General features: G+C 64.1%; 17 protein-coding genes. 3 read left to right on the top strand and 14 right to left on the bottom strand.

What is annotated here, in order from left to right; translation table 11 throughout:
- Window positions 1-22 precede the first annotated feature (22 nt).
- The 3 genes from D0T11_RS02650 to D0T11_RS02640 all read right to left on the bottom strand — a co-directional run bounded on the left by D0T11_RS02650 (window position 23) and on the right by D0T11_RS02640 (window position 2,140).
- A complete protein-coding gene (locus D0T11_RS02650) occupies window positions 23-565 on the bottom strand; it encodes a heme NO-binding domain-containing protein (protein WP_119654235.1) in 543 nt (180 codons plus the stop codon).
- A gap of 127 nt (window positions 566-692) precedes the next feature.
- Window positions 693-1,580, bottom strand: a complete 888-nt coding sequence (locus tag D0T11_RS02645) for an anti-sigma factor (protein WP_182888214.1) — start codon at window positions 1,578-1,580, stop codon at window positions 693-695.
- A gap of 2 nt (window positions 1,581-1,582) precedes the next feature.
- Window positions 1,583-2,140 carry an RNA polymerase sigma factor gene (locus D0T11_RS02640; RefSeq protein WP_245990583.1) on the bottom strand — a complete coding sequence of 186 codons (558 nt, stop codon included), beginning with the start codon at window positions 2,138-2,140 and terminating at the stop codon, window positions 1,583-1,585.
- Window positions 2,141-2,453: 313 nt separating this feature from the next.
- Between D0T11_RS02640 and D0T11_RS02635 the strand changes: the two genes are divergently transcribed.
- On the top strand, window positions 2,454-3,818 hold the full coding sequence (locus D0T11_RS02635; RefSeq protein WP_119654232.1) for an NAD-dependent succinate-semialdehyde dehydrogenase: 1,365 nt from the start codon (window positions 2,454-2,456) through the stop codon (window positions 3,816-3,818).
- Between the two features lie 112 nt (window positions 3,819-3,930).
- Here the strand turns inward: D0T11_RS02635 and D0T11_RS02630 are convergent, their stop codons facing one another.
- From D0T11_RS02630 to D0T11_RS02605, 6 genes are all read right to left on the bottom strand, one after another.
- Window positions 3,931-4,704 (bottom strand): YdcF family protein, encoded by a 774-nt coding sequence (locus tag D0T11_RS02630; protein WP_119654231.1) that lies wholly within the window; start codon window positions 4,702-4,704, stop codon window positions 3,931-3,933.
- A gap of 69 nt (window positions 4,705-4,773) precedes the next feature.
- Window positions 4,774-5,115 carry a thioredoxin family protein gene (locus D0T11_RS02625; RefSeq protein ID WP_119654230.1) on the bottom strand — a complete coding sequence of 114 codons (342 nt, stop codon included), beginning with the start codon at window positions 5,113-5,115 and terminating at the stop codon, window positions 4,774-4,776.
- A 123-nt stretch (window positions 5,116-5,238) separates the two neighbouring features.
- A complete protein-coding gene (locus D0T11_RS02620; RefSeq protein WP_119654229.1) occupies window positions 5,239-7,026 on the bottom strand; it encodes a DUF885 domain-containing protein in 1,788 nt (595 codons plus the stop codon).
- 121 nt (window positions 7,027-7,147) lie between these two features.
- Complete coding sequence (locus D0T11_RS02615) at window positions 7,148-7,597, bottom strand: hypothetical protein (protein WP_119654228.1); 450 nt, start codon at window positions 7,595-7,597, stop codon at window positions 7,148-7,150.
- A 176-nt stretch (window positions 7,598-7,773) separates the two neighbouring features.
- Window positions 7,774-8,787, bottom strand: a complete 1,014-nt coding sequence (locus D0T11_RS02610; protein WP_119654227.1) for an endonuclease/exonuclease/phosphatase family protein — start codon at window positions 8,785-8,787, stop codon at window positions 7,774-7,776.
- Between the two features lie 44 nt (window positions 8,788-8,831).
- Entirely contained in the window at window positions 8,832-9,260 is a 429-nt protein-coding gene (locus tag D0T11_RS02605) for a hypothetical protein (protein WP_119654226.1), read from the bottom strand.
- A 174-nt stretch (window positions 9,261-9,434) separates the two neighbouring features.
- Between D0T11_RS02605 and D0T11_RS02600 the strand changes: the two genes are divergently transcribed.
- Window positions 9,435-10,877 carry a DNA/RNA non-specific endonuclease gene (locus tag D0T11_RS02600; protein WP_119654225.1) on the top strand — a complete coding sequence of 481 codons (1,443 nt, stop codon included), beginning with the start codon at window positions 9,435-9,437 and terminating at the stop codon, window positions 10,875-10,877.
- Between the two features lie 146 nt (window positions 10,878-11,023).
- The gene (locus D0T11_RS02595) at window positions 11,024-12,112 is read left to right on the top strand and encodes an AI-2E family transporter (RefSeq protein ID WP_119654224.1); all 1,089 of its coding nucleotides are present in this window, start codon (window positions 11,024-11,026) and stop codon (window positions 12,110-12,112) included.
- Window positions 12,113-12,160: 48 nt separating this feature from the next.
- On the opposite strand, the gene D0T11_RS22415 is transcribed toward D0T11_RS02595, so the two are convergent.
- The 5 genes from D0T11_RS22415 to rsmA form a co-directional block, all read right to left on the bottom strand.
- Window positions 12,161-12,319, bottom strand: coding sequence for a hypothetical protein (locus D0T11_RS22415; protein ID WP_182888213.1), 159 nt, complete (start codon window positions 12,317-12,319; stop codon window positions 12,161-12,163).
- Window positions 12,320-12,394: 75 nt separating this feature from the next.
- Entirely contained in the window at window positions 12,395-13,303 is a 909-nt protein-coding gene (locus D0T11_RS23440; protein ID WP_182888212.1) for a nuclease A inhibitor family protein, read from the bottom strand.
- 149 nt (window positions 13,304-13,452) lie between these two features.
- Window positions 13,453-13,926 carry a transcription elongation factor GreA gene (gene greA, locus D0T11_RS02585; protein ID WP_119654223.1) on the bottom strand — a complete coding sequence of 158 codons (474 nt, stop codon included), beginning with the start codon at window positions 13,924-13,926 and terminating at the stop codon, window positions 13,453-13,455.
- A gap of 236 nt (window positions 13,927-14,162) precedes the next feature.
- The gene (locus D0T11_RS02580) at window positions 14,163-15,104 is read right to left on the bottom strand and encodes an NAD(P)-dependent oxidoreductase (RefSeq protein ID WP_119654222.1); all 942 of its coding nucleotides are present in this window, start codon (window positions 15,102-15,104) and stop codon (window positions 14,163-14,165) included.
- Window positions 15,105-15,238: 134 nt separating this feature from the next.
- Window positions 15,239-16,027, bottom strand: coding sequence for a 16S rRNA (adenine(1518)-N(6)/adenine(1519)-N(6))-dimethyltransferase RsmA (rsmA, locus tag D0T11_RS02575; RefSeq protein WP_119654221.1), 789 nt, complete (start codon window positions 16,025-16,027; stop codon window positions 15,239-15,241).
- Between the last annotated feature and the right edge of the window lie 216 nt (window positions 16,028-16,243).

Raw genomic sequence — 16,243 nt, 5'->3', positions numbered from 1 at the left:
ACAACGAATTTTCGGGCACTTGTCAGCGAATGCGCCGCACCCGGATGCGCACCTGCTCGCCGTTTTCGCTGGTGGTAGGCTCCACTTCGATGCTCTCAGCCTCATCGTAATACCGGGCCACGCCCCGCACGATGCCGACTGCCAGCGCGCTCATGCGCCGTGCCGATACATAGTCGATAAACAGCTCGTCCGGCGAAATCCGGGTTACGTGCAGCACGGGCGGGGTATTGCCGGCGTTTTCCTGGCGCACCTGCTTGTGCATCGTGGATTCCGTGTGCTCAAGCATGTCCAGCGTGGTCCACTCGGGCCGGAGCAGTTTCTGGTACATGTACATGAGGTCGGGCACCAGGTACTCGCCAAACTTTTCGTGCAGCTCATCGGCCGAAAGGCCCGTCATGGTGGCCGCTTCGCCCACTAGCCGGTACAAGTGCTCGTCGGGGTACACGTGCTTATGGTCGAAGTCGGCGGCCGTCAGGTCCGCGTTTTCCAGTAGCTGAATCCAGGTACTGTGGTCGTACTGGGTCTGAACGTAGCGCTTGAGCAGGGTGAAAATAGTGCCGTGCATGGGGGTAGCTGAAAACGAAGAAGTAGAAGGTAGAAATTCGGTTCTGACGTTGCGGGTTCATCTCTACAGACCGGACCACAATATCAGAACCCAATTCTTAACTTCTACTTCTCAGCTTTTGCTTGAGTTAGATATTGCCAACCACGGTGAGCGTGCTCATGGTGGGCGAAACCACCCCGCCAATATCTTCCACCGTCAGGGCGAAGGCCTGGGCGCTGGCAATGTTCTTCATCTGCTGGATGCTGTCGCCGGCGGCGGTAGCATTGGCCAGCATCCCGGCATCTACCGGCTGGCCGTTATCGAGGGCCCAGAGCTGATATTGCTTGCCCTCGGGCAGGGCGGGCAGGTTGCGCACGTCCACATACACGGCCTTGGTGCGGGCATTGTAGTACACGCGGGCCAGGGCGTCGGGGGCTTTGGGCGTGCCTTTCAGGTCAACGGGCTGGAAGGCCTCGTTGCGGAGTACGGCCAGTTGCTGGTCCCGCTCGTTGAGGGCCGCTTTCTGGGTGGCCGCATAGCGCGACTGCTCCGTCTGGGCAACCTGGAGGTTGGCCTCCGTTTCTTTCAGGCGGCTATAGAGCAGGTAGTTGCCCAGGGCACTCAGCAGCAGCAGGGCCACGGAGGCGGCTATCATCCAGCGCCGGCCCGCGTTGGCGGCGGCCGGCATCTGCCGGACCACGGCTTCGCGGGGGGCGGCGGCCTCGGGCATTGGGGCGGAAGAAGCCACCATGCGCGGCAGGGCCTCGGCGGCCGTTGCGGCGGCCTTTTGCGGAGGGGCCATTTCGCGGGCAGCCTGTTGCCAGGCCTCAAGCACCCGCTCCCGCAGGGCGGGCGGCGGGGGCAGGGCGTGGGCCTGGGCATAGCCGTCCAGGCCCGCAATGATGTCTTTCAACTCCTGGTTGATAACCAAGTGTTCCCGTGCGATGCGCTCAACGTTGGCGCGCTCGACCTCGCTGAGTACGCCCAGAGCGTACTCTTCAAGGATGCCAGATTCGATGTATTCCTGAGTATCCACGATTACCGAATCAGTTTAGAGAGGACTTTGATTGCGGCCCGGGCACGGGTCTTGACGGTGCCCAGGGGGAGGTTTAGTTCTTCAGCCACTTCGCTTTGCGTAAATCCGCCGAAATAAAGCAAGTCCACGATTTGCCGCTGATCCGGATTCAGCTGGCGCGTCATTTCCTGCAAGCCAATGTGCTCGGGCCGGAACGAGGGTTCGGCGGCCTGGCGCAGCGCGGCACTTTCTTCAATGGGCTGCGTGCGACTAGATACGCGGTACTGTCGGGACCGGATTTTGTCGATGGCTAAATTTCGGCTCACATTCATTACCCACGTAAACAGGCGCCCTTTACTGGCGTCGTAGGAGGGAAAGGCGTGCCAGATTTTGACCATCGCCTCCTGTAAAACGTCTTCGGCGGTTTCCTCTTTCTTGACAATGCGCAGAATCACACCGTAGAGGGCCGCCGAATATTTGTCGTAGAAGATGGTCATGGCCCCTTCGTCCCGGTCGCGCAGGCGTTGCACGAGCAGAACTTCGTTTTCAAGGGCAACTGACTCGGGGGTAGAAGCAGACACGGGCAGCAACTAAGGGAAACGGGATGGCGTAGCACAACACAATCCCGCGGATGAGACGAAAGTACACGATAAAGCTTTATTTCGGCACGCGAAGGGCTAAAAGTTCCGCCTCTGCGCCGCATTGGTCACTGCTACGCCCCCGCCGGGCAGGAGGTTACAGGCCCTGGCGTATCGGCTCCGGGGCAGCAATGATAGGCAACTGCCCCGTAGCAACGGGCGGGGCGCGGCAACGGGGCCAACCAAACGGGCACCCCGCCGGTTACCACCACTACTGCCGAGCTTCTCTCCCACCCTCCTTGTTTTCCCTCTAGCCATGCCCATTGAATCAATCAACCCGTACACTGGCCGCACCGAGCGGCGGTTCCGCGCCTTCAGCTGGCCCAAAACCGAGCGGATTCTGGGCCAGACCCACCGGGCGTTTGCCGACTGGCGCACGACCACCTTCGAGCACCGGGCGCGCCTGATGCGCCGGGCCGCCGGGCTGCTGCGCGAACGGGCCGACGCATTGGCCCGCCTGATGGCCGTGGAAATGGGCAAACCCCTGGCCGACGGCCGCGCCGAAGCCCTCAAGTGCGCCCTGTGCTGCGACTACTACGCCGAGCACGCTGCCGGATTTCTGGCCGATGAGCAAATTGCAACCGAGGCCCGCAGCAGCTTCATTGCCTACGAACCCCTTGGCGTGGTGCTGGCCGTGATGCCCTGGAACTTTCCGTTCTGGCAGGTAGTGCGTTTCGCGGCCCCGGCCCTGATGGCGGGCAACGTGGGGTTGCTCAAGCACGCTTCCAATGTGCCCCAGTGCGCCCTGGCCCTGGAAAAAATCTTTCACGATGCCGGGTTTCCACCCGCCACCTTCCGCACTCTGCTCATCGGCTCCGATCTGGTAGAGAAGCTCATTGAGGACGACCGGGTGCGGGCCGTAACGCTCACCGGCTCGGAGCCGGCCGGGGCGGCCGTGGCCGCCACCGCCGGCCGCCAGATCAAGAAAACGGTGCTGGAGCTGGGCGGTTCCGATGCCTTCATCGTGCTGGCCGACGCCGACCTGGAGCGGGCCGCCAAAACGGCCGCCCAGGCCCGCATGATTAACTCGGGCCAGAGCTGCATCGCGGCCAAGCGCTTTATCGTGGAGAAGCCCGTTATCAAGGAGTTTATCGCGCAACTCAAGACCCATCTGCTGGCCCTGCGCCCCGGCGACCCCCTGGTACCAACCACCGACTACGGCCCCCTGGCCCGCCCCGACCTGGCCGACGAGCTGACCGAACAGGTGGCGGATTCGGTGAAGCAGGGTGCGAAAGTGGAGCTGCACGGCGGCCAGAGCCAGCCCGGCACGGCCTTGTTCCGCCCCGTTATTCTGAGCCACGTTAAGCCCGGCCAGCGGGCTTACGCCGAGGAGTTCTTCGGTCCCGTGGCCATTGTGCTCGAAGCCAAGGATGCCGACGACGCCGTGCGTATAGCCAATGACTCCCGCTTCGGCCTGGGCGGCTCCGTCTGGACCCGCGACCTGGAACGGGGCGAGCAACTGGCCCGCCGGGTGGAAGCCGGCGCGGTGTTCGTGAACAGCCTCGTCAAGTCGTCGCCCCAGATGCCGTTCGGGGGCATCAAGAAGTCGGGCTACGGCCGGGAGCTTTCCTACCTGGGCATCCGCGAGTTCGTCAACCAGAAGTCGGTCTGGATAGCGTAGGAGTTGAGGTGCTGAATGACGGTCGTCCTTGCTACCTGCCGTACTCACTCACTCACTCACTCACTCACTCACTCACTCACTCACTCACTCACTCACTCACTCACTCACTCACTCACAAATACCCCAGCAGCTTATAAACCGCGTAGCCGGCCATTTCGTGGAGCAGGATACCCCATAGGCGCAGGGGTTCCTCGGCGGGCATGAGCCCAAAGGCGGGTAGGGCGCGGCGGTTGACGGAATAGTAGCCGGCCGGAAAAGTGGCGGGGCGCAGTCCGGCTTGCCTGAAGCAACCCTCGGCCCGGCGCATGTGAAAGGCCGAGGTAACCAGCACCGTGCTGCGGATACGGGGATGCCGGGCCAGCAGCTGCTGGGTGAAGCGGGCATTTTCGCGGGTATTGCGGCTGCGCTCCTCCACCAGAATCACCGAGTCGGGCACGCCGGCCAGGCGTAGCAGCGTATGCAGCTCCCGGGCTTCGGAGCGAGTACCCGGCGGCGGATGCAGCGCGCCCGAGCCGCCCGAGATAATCACCCGGCGGATGCGGCCGGCGCGGTAGAGCCAGAGCGTGTGCAGGAGCCGGTCGGCGCTCTGCTGCACGTACACCCGGTCGTGGGGCAACTTGCGGGCCTCGGTGATGCCGGTGAGCAGAATGCCCGCGTCGGCGTGGGGCAGTAGTTGGCGGAGCCGCACCGGCGGCCGCTCCCAGGCCAGCAGCGCCTCGTTTACCAGCATCGGGTTGGTGAGCACCAGCAGCAACCCCAGGGCGCCCCACAGCAGCCGGGGCCGCCAGCGGGCATTGCGCACCAGCAGGCCCAGCCCCAGCAGGCCTACCAGCCACAGGGCCGGCGACAGCAGAAAATCGAGCAGCTTGGAGAGGATAAAAAACATGCCCCCAAAACTACGGCAGGATTTCCTGACGCAGCGTTGGGGGCATTTCAGCGCCGGAACGAAGCGAAGCTACTGCCCGCCGGACTCGGGGCAGGTTTGCAGGTTGTGCAGCATCTGCTCCACGCCGGCCTCGGTGCGCAGCGTGTCGCACTCGGTGAGGCGGCCCCGGCAGTAGGCCACGAAGAAGGGAGCTATCTGGGTATCCATCAGCTTGCGGGCCACCGGGTTTTCGTCCACGTCGAGGCGCAGAAACACGGTGTTCTGGTAAGCTGACTCCACCGAATACTTTTCGAAGGCGGGGGCGAGCAAGTCACAGACCGGGCAGTTTTCCGACGTAAACTTGGCCAGCACCCGGGGATAATCGTGAATGAGCGTCCGCAGACCCTCATCATTCGTGTCAATGACTTTCATGCCGTAAATAAGTACAAGAGAACAGGCACCAGCTGGTGGTGCCAGACAGACAAGAAGTAGGCCCCGAAAGATTCCGGCGGGCACAGTTTTTCGGGGCCGTACGGGCCGGCCCGATGCCGGGAGTTAGCCGGCGGGGGCAGCGTCCTTGAGCATCATCTGGCGGATGTACTTTACCGGGGCGCTGCCGTAGCTCAGGAACTGCTCGTGGAAAGCCTTGAGGTCGAATTTTGCTTCCTGCCGCTGCTTGAGCTCCTGGCGCAGGTCATAGATTTCGGTGTAGCCGGTGAAGTAGCTGCTGAGCTGTACCTGGCTCAGGGTGGCGCGCAGCCACTTGTTGCGGGCCTCGGCTTCCTCCTGGAACCCCTCCTGGCGCAGCATCCGCACGGCGGCTTCCTCGGTGATGGTGCCAGCCTGCACTTCGTGGTCGAGGATGGCATTGAGCGTTACGCGCATATTCCACTTGTCCCAGGCCAGCCAGAATTCGTCGGTGTTGCCGCCGTAGCCGCTTTCCAGCATCATGCGCTCGGCGTACACGGCCCAGCCCTCAATCATGGCCCCGTTGCCGAAGATGGACTTAATGAGCGAGGGGCTGCGGTTGGCGTACACCAGCTGGGTGTAGTGGCCCGGAATGGCTTCGTGGATGTTGAGAATTTGCAGCGTGTAGGTGTTGTACTCGCGCAGGTAGCTCTCGGCCTGGGCAGCCGACTGCCCGTCGAGGGGCTCCACGTTGTAGTAGGTATCGGCTCCCGTATCATAAGGTCCCGGGGCCGACACGCTGGCTCCGGCCCCGCTGCCGCGCATGTAGAGCGGGGTTTCGCGCACCACCAGCGGCTTGGTGGGGTCCTGGGTCAGGAGCTGGTGCTCATCAACCCAGCGCACGAGCGTGGGCATCTGGTCGCGCACGGCCGGCACGAAGCCGGCCGGTGTGGCGTGCTGCCGCGACAGAGCCTGAATTACGGCCTGCACCACGGCCAGCGAGTCGGCGGGGCGGAGCTGGCTGGGGTAGTACTGGGGGTAGAGCCGGGCGGCGCGCTGCTTCATATCGCGCAGCAGCTCCTGCTTGTGGGCCAGGGCCTTGCGGTATACTTCGCCGGCCGGGTAGCGGCTCTGGATGTCGAGGGCGAACTTGCGGTTGAACAGCTCCGGGCCAATGCGGAAGGAGCGAAAGTTGCCGGCCGGCAGCACATCGGTTTGCAGGAAGCGCAGGTAGCCTTCCATGGTGAGGCGGGTGGTGGCAATGCGGCCCCGCAGTTCCTGCTGCTCGGCCGCCGTCAGGCCCGATTTGGCTACCGAGTCGAGCAGGGCCGGGCCGAACACGGCCAGCCCGCCCTGGGTCTGGCGGATGGCCAGGTTAGTGTGCTCGCGGGTGGGGCGCTCCAGGTTCTGCTTGGCCGCCTCGTAGTAGTCGGCCACTTGAATAAGTTTGCTGCTGATGGCGCGCAGGCGGCGGTCGAGGGGGTGGTAGCGGCCGTTCAGGATTTCGGCCACCGACCCACCCACGTTGTAGTTGGCCGGGTTCCACTGCCAGTCGCGCAGCGAATCGGTGTAGAACCGGGCCGACTCCAGGTAATTTTCCATGAGCCGGTAATCCGTCTGGTTATTGACCGAGAGCTGGCCGACGGGGTAGGTGAACAGCTCCTTGCGGCGGCGGGTTCGGGCGGCGGCTTCGGTTTGGCGGCGGCCGGCCGAGGGCACCACCAGCAGCGAATCGTAGCGGTGGTAGCCTGCGCCGCTGGCCCACTCGGGGTTGTAGTACCAGAGCGAGTCGATGAAGCGCTTTTTATAGGCGTCGAAATCCGCGTCGAGCGTTTCGGCCGTGCCGGAAGTGGGTTTCGAGCCCGAATCGCAGGCGGACAGGGCGAGGGTACCGGCCAGCAGAGCGGCGGCGGGGAGCAGGTAGCGGTGGGGCATAGCGGGGAGTTAGGCGGGCAAGGTACGGGCCAAGGACGGAAGTTGGGCCGGGGCGTTGCGCGGTTCTGGCCCGTACCCGCGATGCCCCGGCCCAACATGCCTGCGCGCGCGCCGCGTCGGCTCAGTAGGCCCCCGAGTTGTAGTAGGCCGCCGTGCCACCCAGCTCCCGGGCAATGGCCACCAGCTCCGGCCACTCGCGGCTGGTGCCCAACAGTCCGCCCATGCGCACGGCCTGTGCCTTACTGATGGAGTCGTCGGCGCTGTTCAGGTACCGGCACCGCACCAGCAGCTGGTGGCCCTCTACCCGCACAAACACCCCGATAGGACCCATTCTTTCCAGAATGATGTAGTCGGTACTGAGCGTGAGCAGGTCGGCATCGGAGTAGCGGAAAGTATAGCCCCGGGCGGCCAGCACGCCGGCGGCCCGCTGCCAGGCCGCCCGCCCCTCATCGGGCAAGGTGAGCACGATGGTATCGTCCTGCTTATCGGGTTGGGCGTGCAGCGCAGGAAGCTGGGCAAAAGTGCGGGGGCCGGCCAGGGCCAGGGCCGCCAGCAGCAGTAGTTTTTTCATAATAATCTGGGAGCTAGGGAAACCGGAATAGTTCCGGCGGCCCCGTGCAAAAATTCCGCCAACGTGCCCCGCGCCTCTCCTTAGCCGAAAGCGCGGCGGCCTGAGGCGTGCGGACAATCAACCCCCGATGCCTGTAAGGCCGCCTGACCGCTTTCTGTGCTAACCGCCCTTCCGCCCTACTCCACCAGCACCAGTTCGGCCAGCAGCGGGAAGTGGTCGGAGCCGACACCGGGCAGGCGTTCGAGCGTTACCACCTTAAACTCCCGGGTCACGAACAGGTGGTCGAGGGGCCAGCGCAGGGGAAGAATGGTGGCATTGAAGGTGTTGAACAAACCCCGGCCCAGACGCACGTTGCGCAGCTGCCCGCTGGCCTCAAACATGCGCGTTGTGAACGACCACGACACGTCGTTGAAGTCGCCCAGCACCAGGGCCGGACCGGGCTGCTGCTGCACGAGCTGGCCCACTTTCACCAGCGCCACGTCCTGCATGCCCAGGCTGGTGGGGTGGTTATCGGGGACGGGGGGCGTGGGATGCACCGCGAACAGGCGCACGGCCCGGCCGTTGGGCAGACGCACGCCCGTGAGGATGGCCGGCACGTTGGGCTGCTGGAGGTTGCGGCTTTCGGGGTTGAGCAGCGGCAGGCGCGAGTAGAGCACCATGCCGTAGGTATTGGACCGGGGCAGCTCCACGACATAGGGGTAGTCGTGGCGCAGCGGGCGCAGGGCCTCGGCCCACCACTGGTCGGTTTCGAGGGCCAGCACCACGTCGGGCCGCTGGGCGCGCACCTGGGCCAGCACCAGATCGGCGCGGCGGTTTTTCTGGAGCACGTTGATTTCCAGCAGGCGCAGGCGGGCGCTGGTATCGGCGGCCTGGGCAGCAGTGGCATCGGCCACGGGGCGCGGGGCCAGCGGGGCGTAGGGCAGCAGGAAGTAGAACTGGATGGCCAGTCCCAGCAGGGCCGTAACCAGCACCCAGCGGCGAACCGGCTGGTGCTGGCGCCGCCCCCACCACAGCAGCAGGCCCAGCCCGGCCAGTACCAGCAGCTGCGCGGCTACAAACTGGAAGCGCAAAAAATCCAGCACTTGCAGCCACCAGACCTCAGCGGCCAGCAACGAGAGCAGCGTGCCCACCAGGGCCAGGACACTAATCAGCAAAAGCAGATAAAGCAGGAAAGCTTGCAGGCGGAGCATAATGAACAGAAAAACGATGGCCCCGGGCGGCGGAGCCAGAAGGGTTAAAAGTGCCGGAGCCAGCGGATAGCCTCGCCCTCGTCGGTGAAGGTTTCGAAGTGATAGGCGCGGCGGGCGGCTTCCAGCTGCTCAGCAATGGCGTTGTTGATGGCCTCGTCGGGGCTGAACTGCACGGCCCGCAACGGAGCCAGCAGACAGGCTATGTACACTGTTTGAGGACCCAGCGCGCTCAGCGCAGTGGGCATCCATTCGCTGGCCGCCCACTGCGTGTGTTCAGGGTGGGGCGTGAGGCGGCGACGTACGTCCAGCAGCCAGTGGGTGCAGCCCACCTGCTGGGCGGCAGTGAGCAGGGCGGCATAGTGCTGGCGCAGCTCGGCCGCCGATGCATCCGTCAGCCAGCGTACAATGAGTACACCAAGGTCGGAACGATAGTCAATACTCAGCTCCTCGGAGCGCAGAAGGGAAGAATTCACGGCAAAAAGACAGGATTGGCAGGTGTGAATATAGCGTAACCGCTCCACCCAGGGTTGCGCCCGACCGGCCGGCCCGACCGCCGCGGCCGCCGAAACGGGGCTCGTTAGCGGCCGAATGGCCTGGTTTGCCGCCGAAAAAACAGCCGTTCGGTGGCGGCCGGGTATATTGGTGGCATGATTCGCCTGCTCTCCGCCCTGTTGCCCCTGCTGCTGACGGCCTGCTCTTCGCCGGCCTCCGAAACCCGTCTTCCCGGTGCTCCCACCGGGCCGCCCGCCATTCCCGTAGAATCGGCCGGCCCATCAGCTAGTCTGGTGGCCGCCACCTTGCTTGAAACCTTTGAAACGGCCGGCAAGGGCAGCTACGCCGCCGCCGACGAAACGCTGGGCTCGGGCTCTTGGCGCCTCACGGAAGCCCTCATCGGCAGCTCCGACCAGGACCATAAGAACGGTGCCCACGCCGCCCGCCTGCGGGCCGGGGGCCGGCTCACCATGAACTTCGATGCTCCGGCCGGCGTGCAGCGCATCCGCATCAGCAGCGCCGCCTACGGCCAGGACGCGGCCAGCACCTGGGAGCTGTGGGGCAGCCAGGACCAGGGCCGCAATTACCGCCGCATCGGGGCGGCCGTGCGCACCCAGGGGCCGCGCCTGGCGGTTGCCACCTTCGAGGGGGGCAGCGCCCGGGGCCTGCGCCTGGAAATCCGCAAGACCGATACCGGCCCCGGCCGCCTCAACCTCGATGACGTAACGCTGGAAACCGCTGCTGGCACCGCCGTAGCCGGCAGCGCGCCCGATTTCCCCGCCCAGACGCCCCTCCCCAGCCCGAGCCCCCGAACGGCCGGAGTGCCGGCCGGTTCCCAACAAGATGCTAACCTGGCCCTGGGCAACCCCAGCGGGGCCACGGCTTCGCTGAGCACGCCCAACAACTACCTGCTCACGCGGCCCCAGTACGCCGTGGGCTATAACGCGCGCCGTGGCACGCCTACCTGGGTGAGCTGGCACCTGAGTGCGGCCTGGCTGGGCGCGGCCCCGCGCCAGGACGACTTCCGCCCCGACCCCGCCCTGCCCCGGCAGTTCTACCAGGTCACGCCCCGCTCCTACTCCGGCTCGGGCTTCGACCGGGGCCACAACTGCCCCAGCGCCGACCGCAGCCTGACGCTGGACGACAACTCGGCCACCTTTCTGATGACCAACATGATTCCGCAGGCGGGGGCCAACAACCAGCGCACCTGGGGCAACCTGGAGGAGTGGGCGCGCGCCCAGGTGCGCCGGGGCCAGGAAATCTACGTCATCATGGGCAGCTACGGCCAGGGCGGCACCGGCACGGCGGGCTTCAAAACCACCCTGGATGAGGGCCGCGTGACGGTGCCGGCCCGCATCTGGAAAGTACTCGTAGTGCTGCCCGAAGGCCCCGACGACCTGCGCCGCATTGCCGCCGGCCAGGCCCGCCTCATCGCCATCGACACACCCAACGACCAGCAGGTAAGCCCCGACTGGAGCCGCTACCGCGTCAGCCTCGACGCCCTGGAAGCCGCCACCGGCCTCGACCTGCTCTCGGCCCTGCCCCCGGCGGTGCAGGATAAGCTGGAAGCCCAGGTGGATACCGGGCCGGTGCGGTAGGGGTTGGCTGGTGGTTGGAAAAGAGGTGTCATGCTGAGCAAAGCGGAGCCGCAGGCGAAGCATCTCGACCGCCAGACTAATTAATCATCCTACTTTGTAACTGCCCACCTTCCTAACTTTCCACTTCCCGACTCTTCCTATTGCCTATGGCTTCCGAGAACATCTACACGCCCCGCCAACAGTACGTGCTGCTGATTCTGTGCCTGGTGGGCCTCTCGGTACTGATTCTGGTGGGGCTGGGCAGCTACATCACGGCGTTTCTGGGCGCGGGCGTGCTCTACGTGGTGCTGCGGCCCTGGTTTACGGCCCTCGTGCACCGCCGCCGCTGGAGCCGGCAGCTGGTTACGGGCGGGCTGCTGCTGTTCGCCTTCGTAGTGATAATTCTGCCCTTCACGGCCCTGGTGTTCATGCTCGTCAACCGCATCCGCCTCTACGCCCAGGATACCAGCCAGATTATGGTGGTGCTGCACACCATTGAGCAGAAAACGGGCTACCAGTTCACCACGGAAAACAACGTGCGTGACCTGGTGCAGCAGGTGGTGAGCTGGCTGAGTACGCGCATTCCGTCGCTGGCCAGCGGGCTGTTGCACTTCACCGTCATTATCGGGCTGATGCTGTTCACGCTCTACTTCATGTACATGGAGGAAGAGGCGTTTCTGCGGGGTCTGCGCCGCTACCTGCCCTTCCGCAGCAGCACCCTGCGTGAGCTGGGCGACGCGCTGCGCAACACGGTGAACGCCAACGTACTCGGTCAGGCCCTCATTGCCCTGGTGCAGGCCCTGCTCACGGCCCTCACCCTCCAGATTTTCGGGGTAGCCGACGCCTGGTTCTGGGGTACGCTTTCCTTCTTCACGGCCTTTATTCCGGTGCTGGGCACGCCCCTGGTGTGGGGACCGGCGGCCATTCTCAAGCTCACCCAGGGCCACACCGGCGAGGGCGTGGGTATTCTGCTGGTGGGCACCATCGTCATCATCAACATCGATAATCTGCTGCGCATCGTGCTGGCCCGCCGCATGGGCGACATCCACCCGCTCATTACACTGGCCGGGGTGGTGCTAGGGGTCGAAATCTTCGGCATTCTGGGCCTCGTGATGGGGCCGCTGCTGCTCTCCTACTTCATCGTGCTGATAACGGTGTTCGAGCGCGAAAACCGCACCCGCCGCCGCACCCTGCTGGGCCGCCGCGAAGCCGCGGAGGAGGCAACGCCACTACCGCCCCCATTACCGCCGGCATAGGGCATGTCATGCCGACGAAGGAGGAATCTGGAGAGACTTATCGAACGGTTATTTCCCAATTTTTCCTTCGTCGGAATGACACGCCTTTTTCAGGAGCTCAACCGCTCCAGCAGGAGCCGCAGCCGATCCGTTTCCAGAGGGCGGCGCTGGGTAGCGGTTGGTGAGCAGCACGTCGTCGATATCGAGGTAAAGGCAGGGACGTTCCATGAGGAAGGTGCAAATTCAGCAAAAAGCCCGCTCCGAAACCGGAGCGGGCTGATTCAGCGGGCAACGGACTGCGGCTTAGGTTTCGGTGAGTACCGTTTTGAAGCCCAGCAGCCGGCCGCCTTCGCCCTCGCCCAGCACCAGCACCGGAATTTGGGGGCCGCTGCCGAAGCGGTAGACCTGGGTGCCGCTCAGCTCCTGCTTGAGGTACATTTGCAGCCCTTTGTAGCGGTTGGCCAGCGCCGGGTCGCCCAGCACGCCCTGGTCGGCGGTGTGGTTGCGCAGGAAGTAGGTCAGCTCCTGCTTTTCCACGGGCGTACCGGCCGGCACCCCCGCCAGCTGGCCGAGGGCGTCGTCGGTGAGGCCGCCGGCCGGGGCCGCGAAGCTCACCGGCTCCAGCGCCGCATCCGACTCGCTGATGAACATCAGGCCCTTGGTCATCTCCCGGATGGGGGCCAGGGCCGGGTTATCGGCGGCGGCATTATCAGCACCCTGCGGGGCCTGCGCTTCGGGCTCGGAGGCTTCCACGGTTTCGCGGCCGCCTTTCGTGTCGCGGGGGTCGTCGGGCAGTTCGGGCGTGCCGGGTACCACGGTAGGCACCTGCGCCCCGATGGCGGCGGCCAACTCGTTCATCCGCCGCTCATCCACCTTAATCTTGGGGTTGGCGAAGTTCATATCGGCCACCTTGTTCATCGGAATCAGGTGGATGTGGGCGTGGGGCACTTCGAGCCCGATTACGGCCACGCCCACGCGCTTACAGGGCACGGCCGCCTTCACGCCTCGGGCCACGCGCTGGGCAAACAGGTGCAAGGCCGCCAGCTCACTCGGAGGCAAATCAAAGATATAATCGACTTCGCGCTTCGGAATCACGAGCGTGTGCCCTTCCACAAGCGGCGTAATATCGAGGAAGGCCAAGTGGTGCTCGTCTTCGGCAACCTTGTGAGCGGGCAGCTCACCCGAAACAATGCGGGAGAAAATGGAAGGCATACTTTATTGGAAGTGAGAAGTGAGAAACGGGACGGGACTCAGCACAATGGTGAGATTATGCTGAGTAGCAAGTCTACGAACTTCGCGCAAAAAAGAAGAGGTGAGGCCCATTTGGGTCTCACCTCTTCTTTTTTACTTCTAACAAGAAGCTAGCGGCTGATTTCCAGGATCTGGAACTGGAGCTTGCCGGCGGGCACCGTGATTTCGGCCGTGTCGCCGGCCGATTTGCCCAGCAGGCCTTTGCCGATGGGCGACTTGACGGAGATTTTGCCGGCGGCCAGGTTGGCTTCCTCCTCGGCGACGAGGGTGTAGTCGAGCACCATGTTATTCTTCAGGTTCTTGAGTTTCACCTTGCTCATGATGAGCACCTTGGTCAGGTCCAGGTTCGATTCGTCGAGCAGGCGGGCGTTGCCCATCACTTCCTCCAGCTTCGAGATTTTCAACTCCAGCAGGCCCTGGGCGTCCTTGGCGGCGTCGTACTCCGCGTTTTCGCTCAGGTCGCCCTTGTCCCGGGCTTCGCGCAGGTCCTCGGCGGCCTTGGCCCGGCCCCGGATTTTGAGGTCCTGAAGCTCATCTTTCAGCTTCTGAAGGCCTTCGGGAGTATAGTAGTTGATGGTAGACATGGGAAGGTGATGTAAGCTCAAAAAACAAGGAGAACGGCCAGCGTCGCTGGCCGTTCTCCCCTCGTAGGTTTAGGCAAATATACGAAACGCGGCGGGAAAACGGGTCGGTTGCATGCGGAATGGCCGGACGGCGGAACTGTCCTTCCGACGAAGCAGGAATCTGGGGTAAATCGTCGAATAACATCTTTCAACTATTTACCCGGATTCTTCCTTCGTCGGAAGGACAATTTACTGCTTTACTGCCCCAGAAACCCGCCCAGCTTGCGGGCCAGCACCGCGTTGATGCGCTCGTAGCTCTGAACTGTCCAGCCACCAATATGGGGCGCGAGCACCACGTTGGGGGCCGCGCGCAGGTAGTCGAAACGGGTTTGCTGGTCGGGGTTGAGGGTCAGAAGCTTCTCGTTTTCGAGCACGTCGAGGGCCGCGCCACGCACCTGGCCGGTGCGCAGGCGGCTCACCAGCGCGGCGTGGTCGAGCACTTCGCCGCGGGCCGTGTTCAGCAGCCAGATGGCGTTGGCAAAACCGGCCAGGAAGTCTTCGTTCACGAACTGGTGGTTGGCCGCCGAGTAGGGAATGTGCAAACTCAGCACCTCGGCCCGGGCCTGGAGTTCAGCCAGAGGCACCAGCGTGGCGTAGTCGTCGGGCGGGCAGGCGGGGTCGGCGTCGTGGGCCAGCACGGTGCAGCCGAAGGCGCTGAGGCGGCGGGCAAACGCCCGGCCCATGTGCCCGTAGCCCAGCAGCCCGATGGTTTTTCCGCCGATTTCCTCGCCCCGGTTGGCCTCGCGGTGCCACTGCCCGGCCCGCACCTCGGCATCGGCCCGCGGCAGGTGCCGCAACAAGGCCAGCAGCAGGCCCACGGCGTACTCGCCCACCGCGTCGCGGTTGCCCTCGGGGGCGTTGAGCAGCGTTACGCCCGCCTCGGACAGGGCCGTTTCATCAACATTATCGACCCCGGCCCCCGCCCGGCACACGTAGCGCAGGTGCGGGCCGTGGGCCAGCAACTCCCGCGTCACGCGCAGCTTGGAGCGCACCACCAGCCCCTCGTAGGGGTGGGCAGCCAGGGCGGCGGGCACCTCGGCGGCCGTTAAACCGGGCCGGTAGTGCAGCGTAACGCCCAGCGGCTCCAGGTAGGCGGGCAGGCTGGGGTGCATGTCGTCGATGACGAGGCAGAGGGACATTTTAGTGGTTGAGAGTTGAGAGTTAATGGGGCCATGAGCAGGCCACGTTATGCAGCACGCTGTTTCAACGGTAATCGTATAACGATGCATACGGCGGGCGGGGACAAGCCCCGCCCCTACGGCGTGCTGACAGTCTACTCGCTCTTGTTCTCGGCCACCCGGTTCGTCAGGCCCACGAAATCGGCCACGCTGAGCTGCTCGGCGCGGAGGTCGAAGATGGCATCCGTGGTGGTTTCGGGGGGCATGCCGAAGGGCTTGAGGGCGTTGCGCAGGGTTTTGCGGCGGGTCTGGAAAGCTTGTTTCACGACGCGGAAGAACAGTTTTTCGTCGCAGGCCAACTGCTTGGTATCGTTGCGGGTGAGGCGGATGACGGCCGACTGCACCTTGGGCGGCGGGCTGAACACGTGCGGGGGCACCGTGAACAGGTATTCGATGGTGTAAAAGGCCTGGAGCAGCACGCTCAGAATGCCGTAGGTTTTTGAGCCGGGGCCGGTGGCCAGGCGGTCGGCTACTTCCTTTTGCAGCATGCCCACGCTTTCGCGTACCTGCTGGCGGTGGGCCAGAATCTGGAAGTAAATCTGGGTGCTGATGTTGTAAGGGAAGTTGCCGATGATGCTTAGCGGTTGCTCGCCGTAGAGCGCCGTCAGGTCCATTTTCAGGAAGTCCTGGGAGTAAATCCGGTCTTCGAGGGCCGGGTAGTGCTTCTGCAGGTAGGTTACCGAGTCGCGGTCGATTTCCACTACGGCCGTTTCGTACTCCGGGTGCAGCAGCAGCGTTTGGGTCAGCACACCCATGCCCGGCCCGATTTCGAGCACGTGCTTTACCTCATCGGGTAGGCGCAGGGCCTCCACGATGTTGCGGGCAATGTTGGGGTCGTTGAGAAAGTGCTGACCGAGGTGCTTTTTGGCTTTAACGGAATCCATTTTCAGTTGAGAAGTTTCTAAGTTGAGAAGTTAGAAAGTTAGGCTGTAAGGGCGAAGATGAGCGTCATGCAGAGCGCTGCGAAGCATCTCGCGTACAGCTGCTGGCCGGGAACGTAACGACCGACCGCGAGATACTTCGCGGCGCTCTGCATGACGTTCCCTCCACGACCATCACTTTCTAACTTCTCAACTCCTAAACTTCCAAACTTCCTACCT

Source organism: Hymenobacter rubripertinctus (genome assembly GCF_003583925.1).
Taxonomy (GTDB): domain Bacteria; phylum Bacteroidota; class Bacteroidia; order Cytophagales; family Hymenobacteraceae; genus Hymenobacter; species Hymenobacter rubripertinctus.
This window is presented reverse-complemented; position numbering and strand designations above follow the sequence as displayed.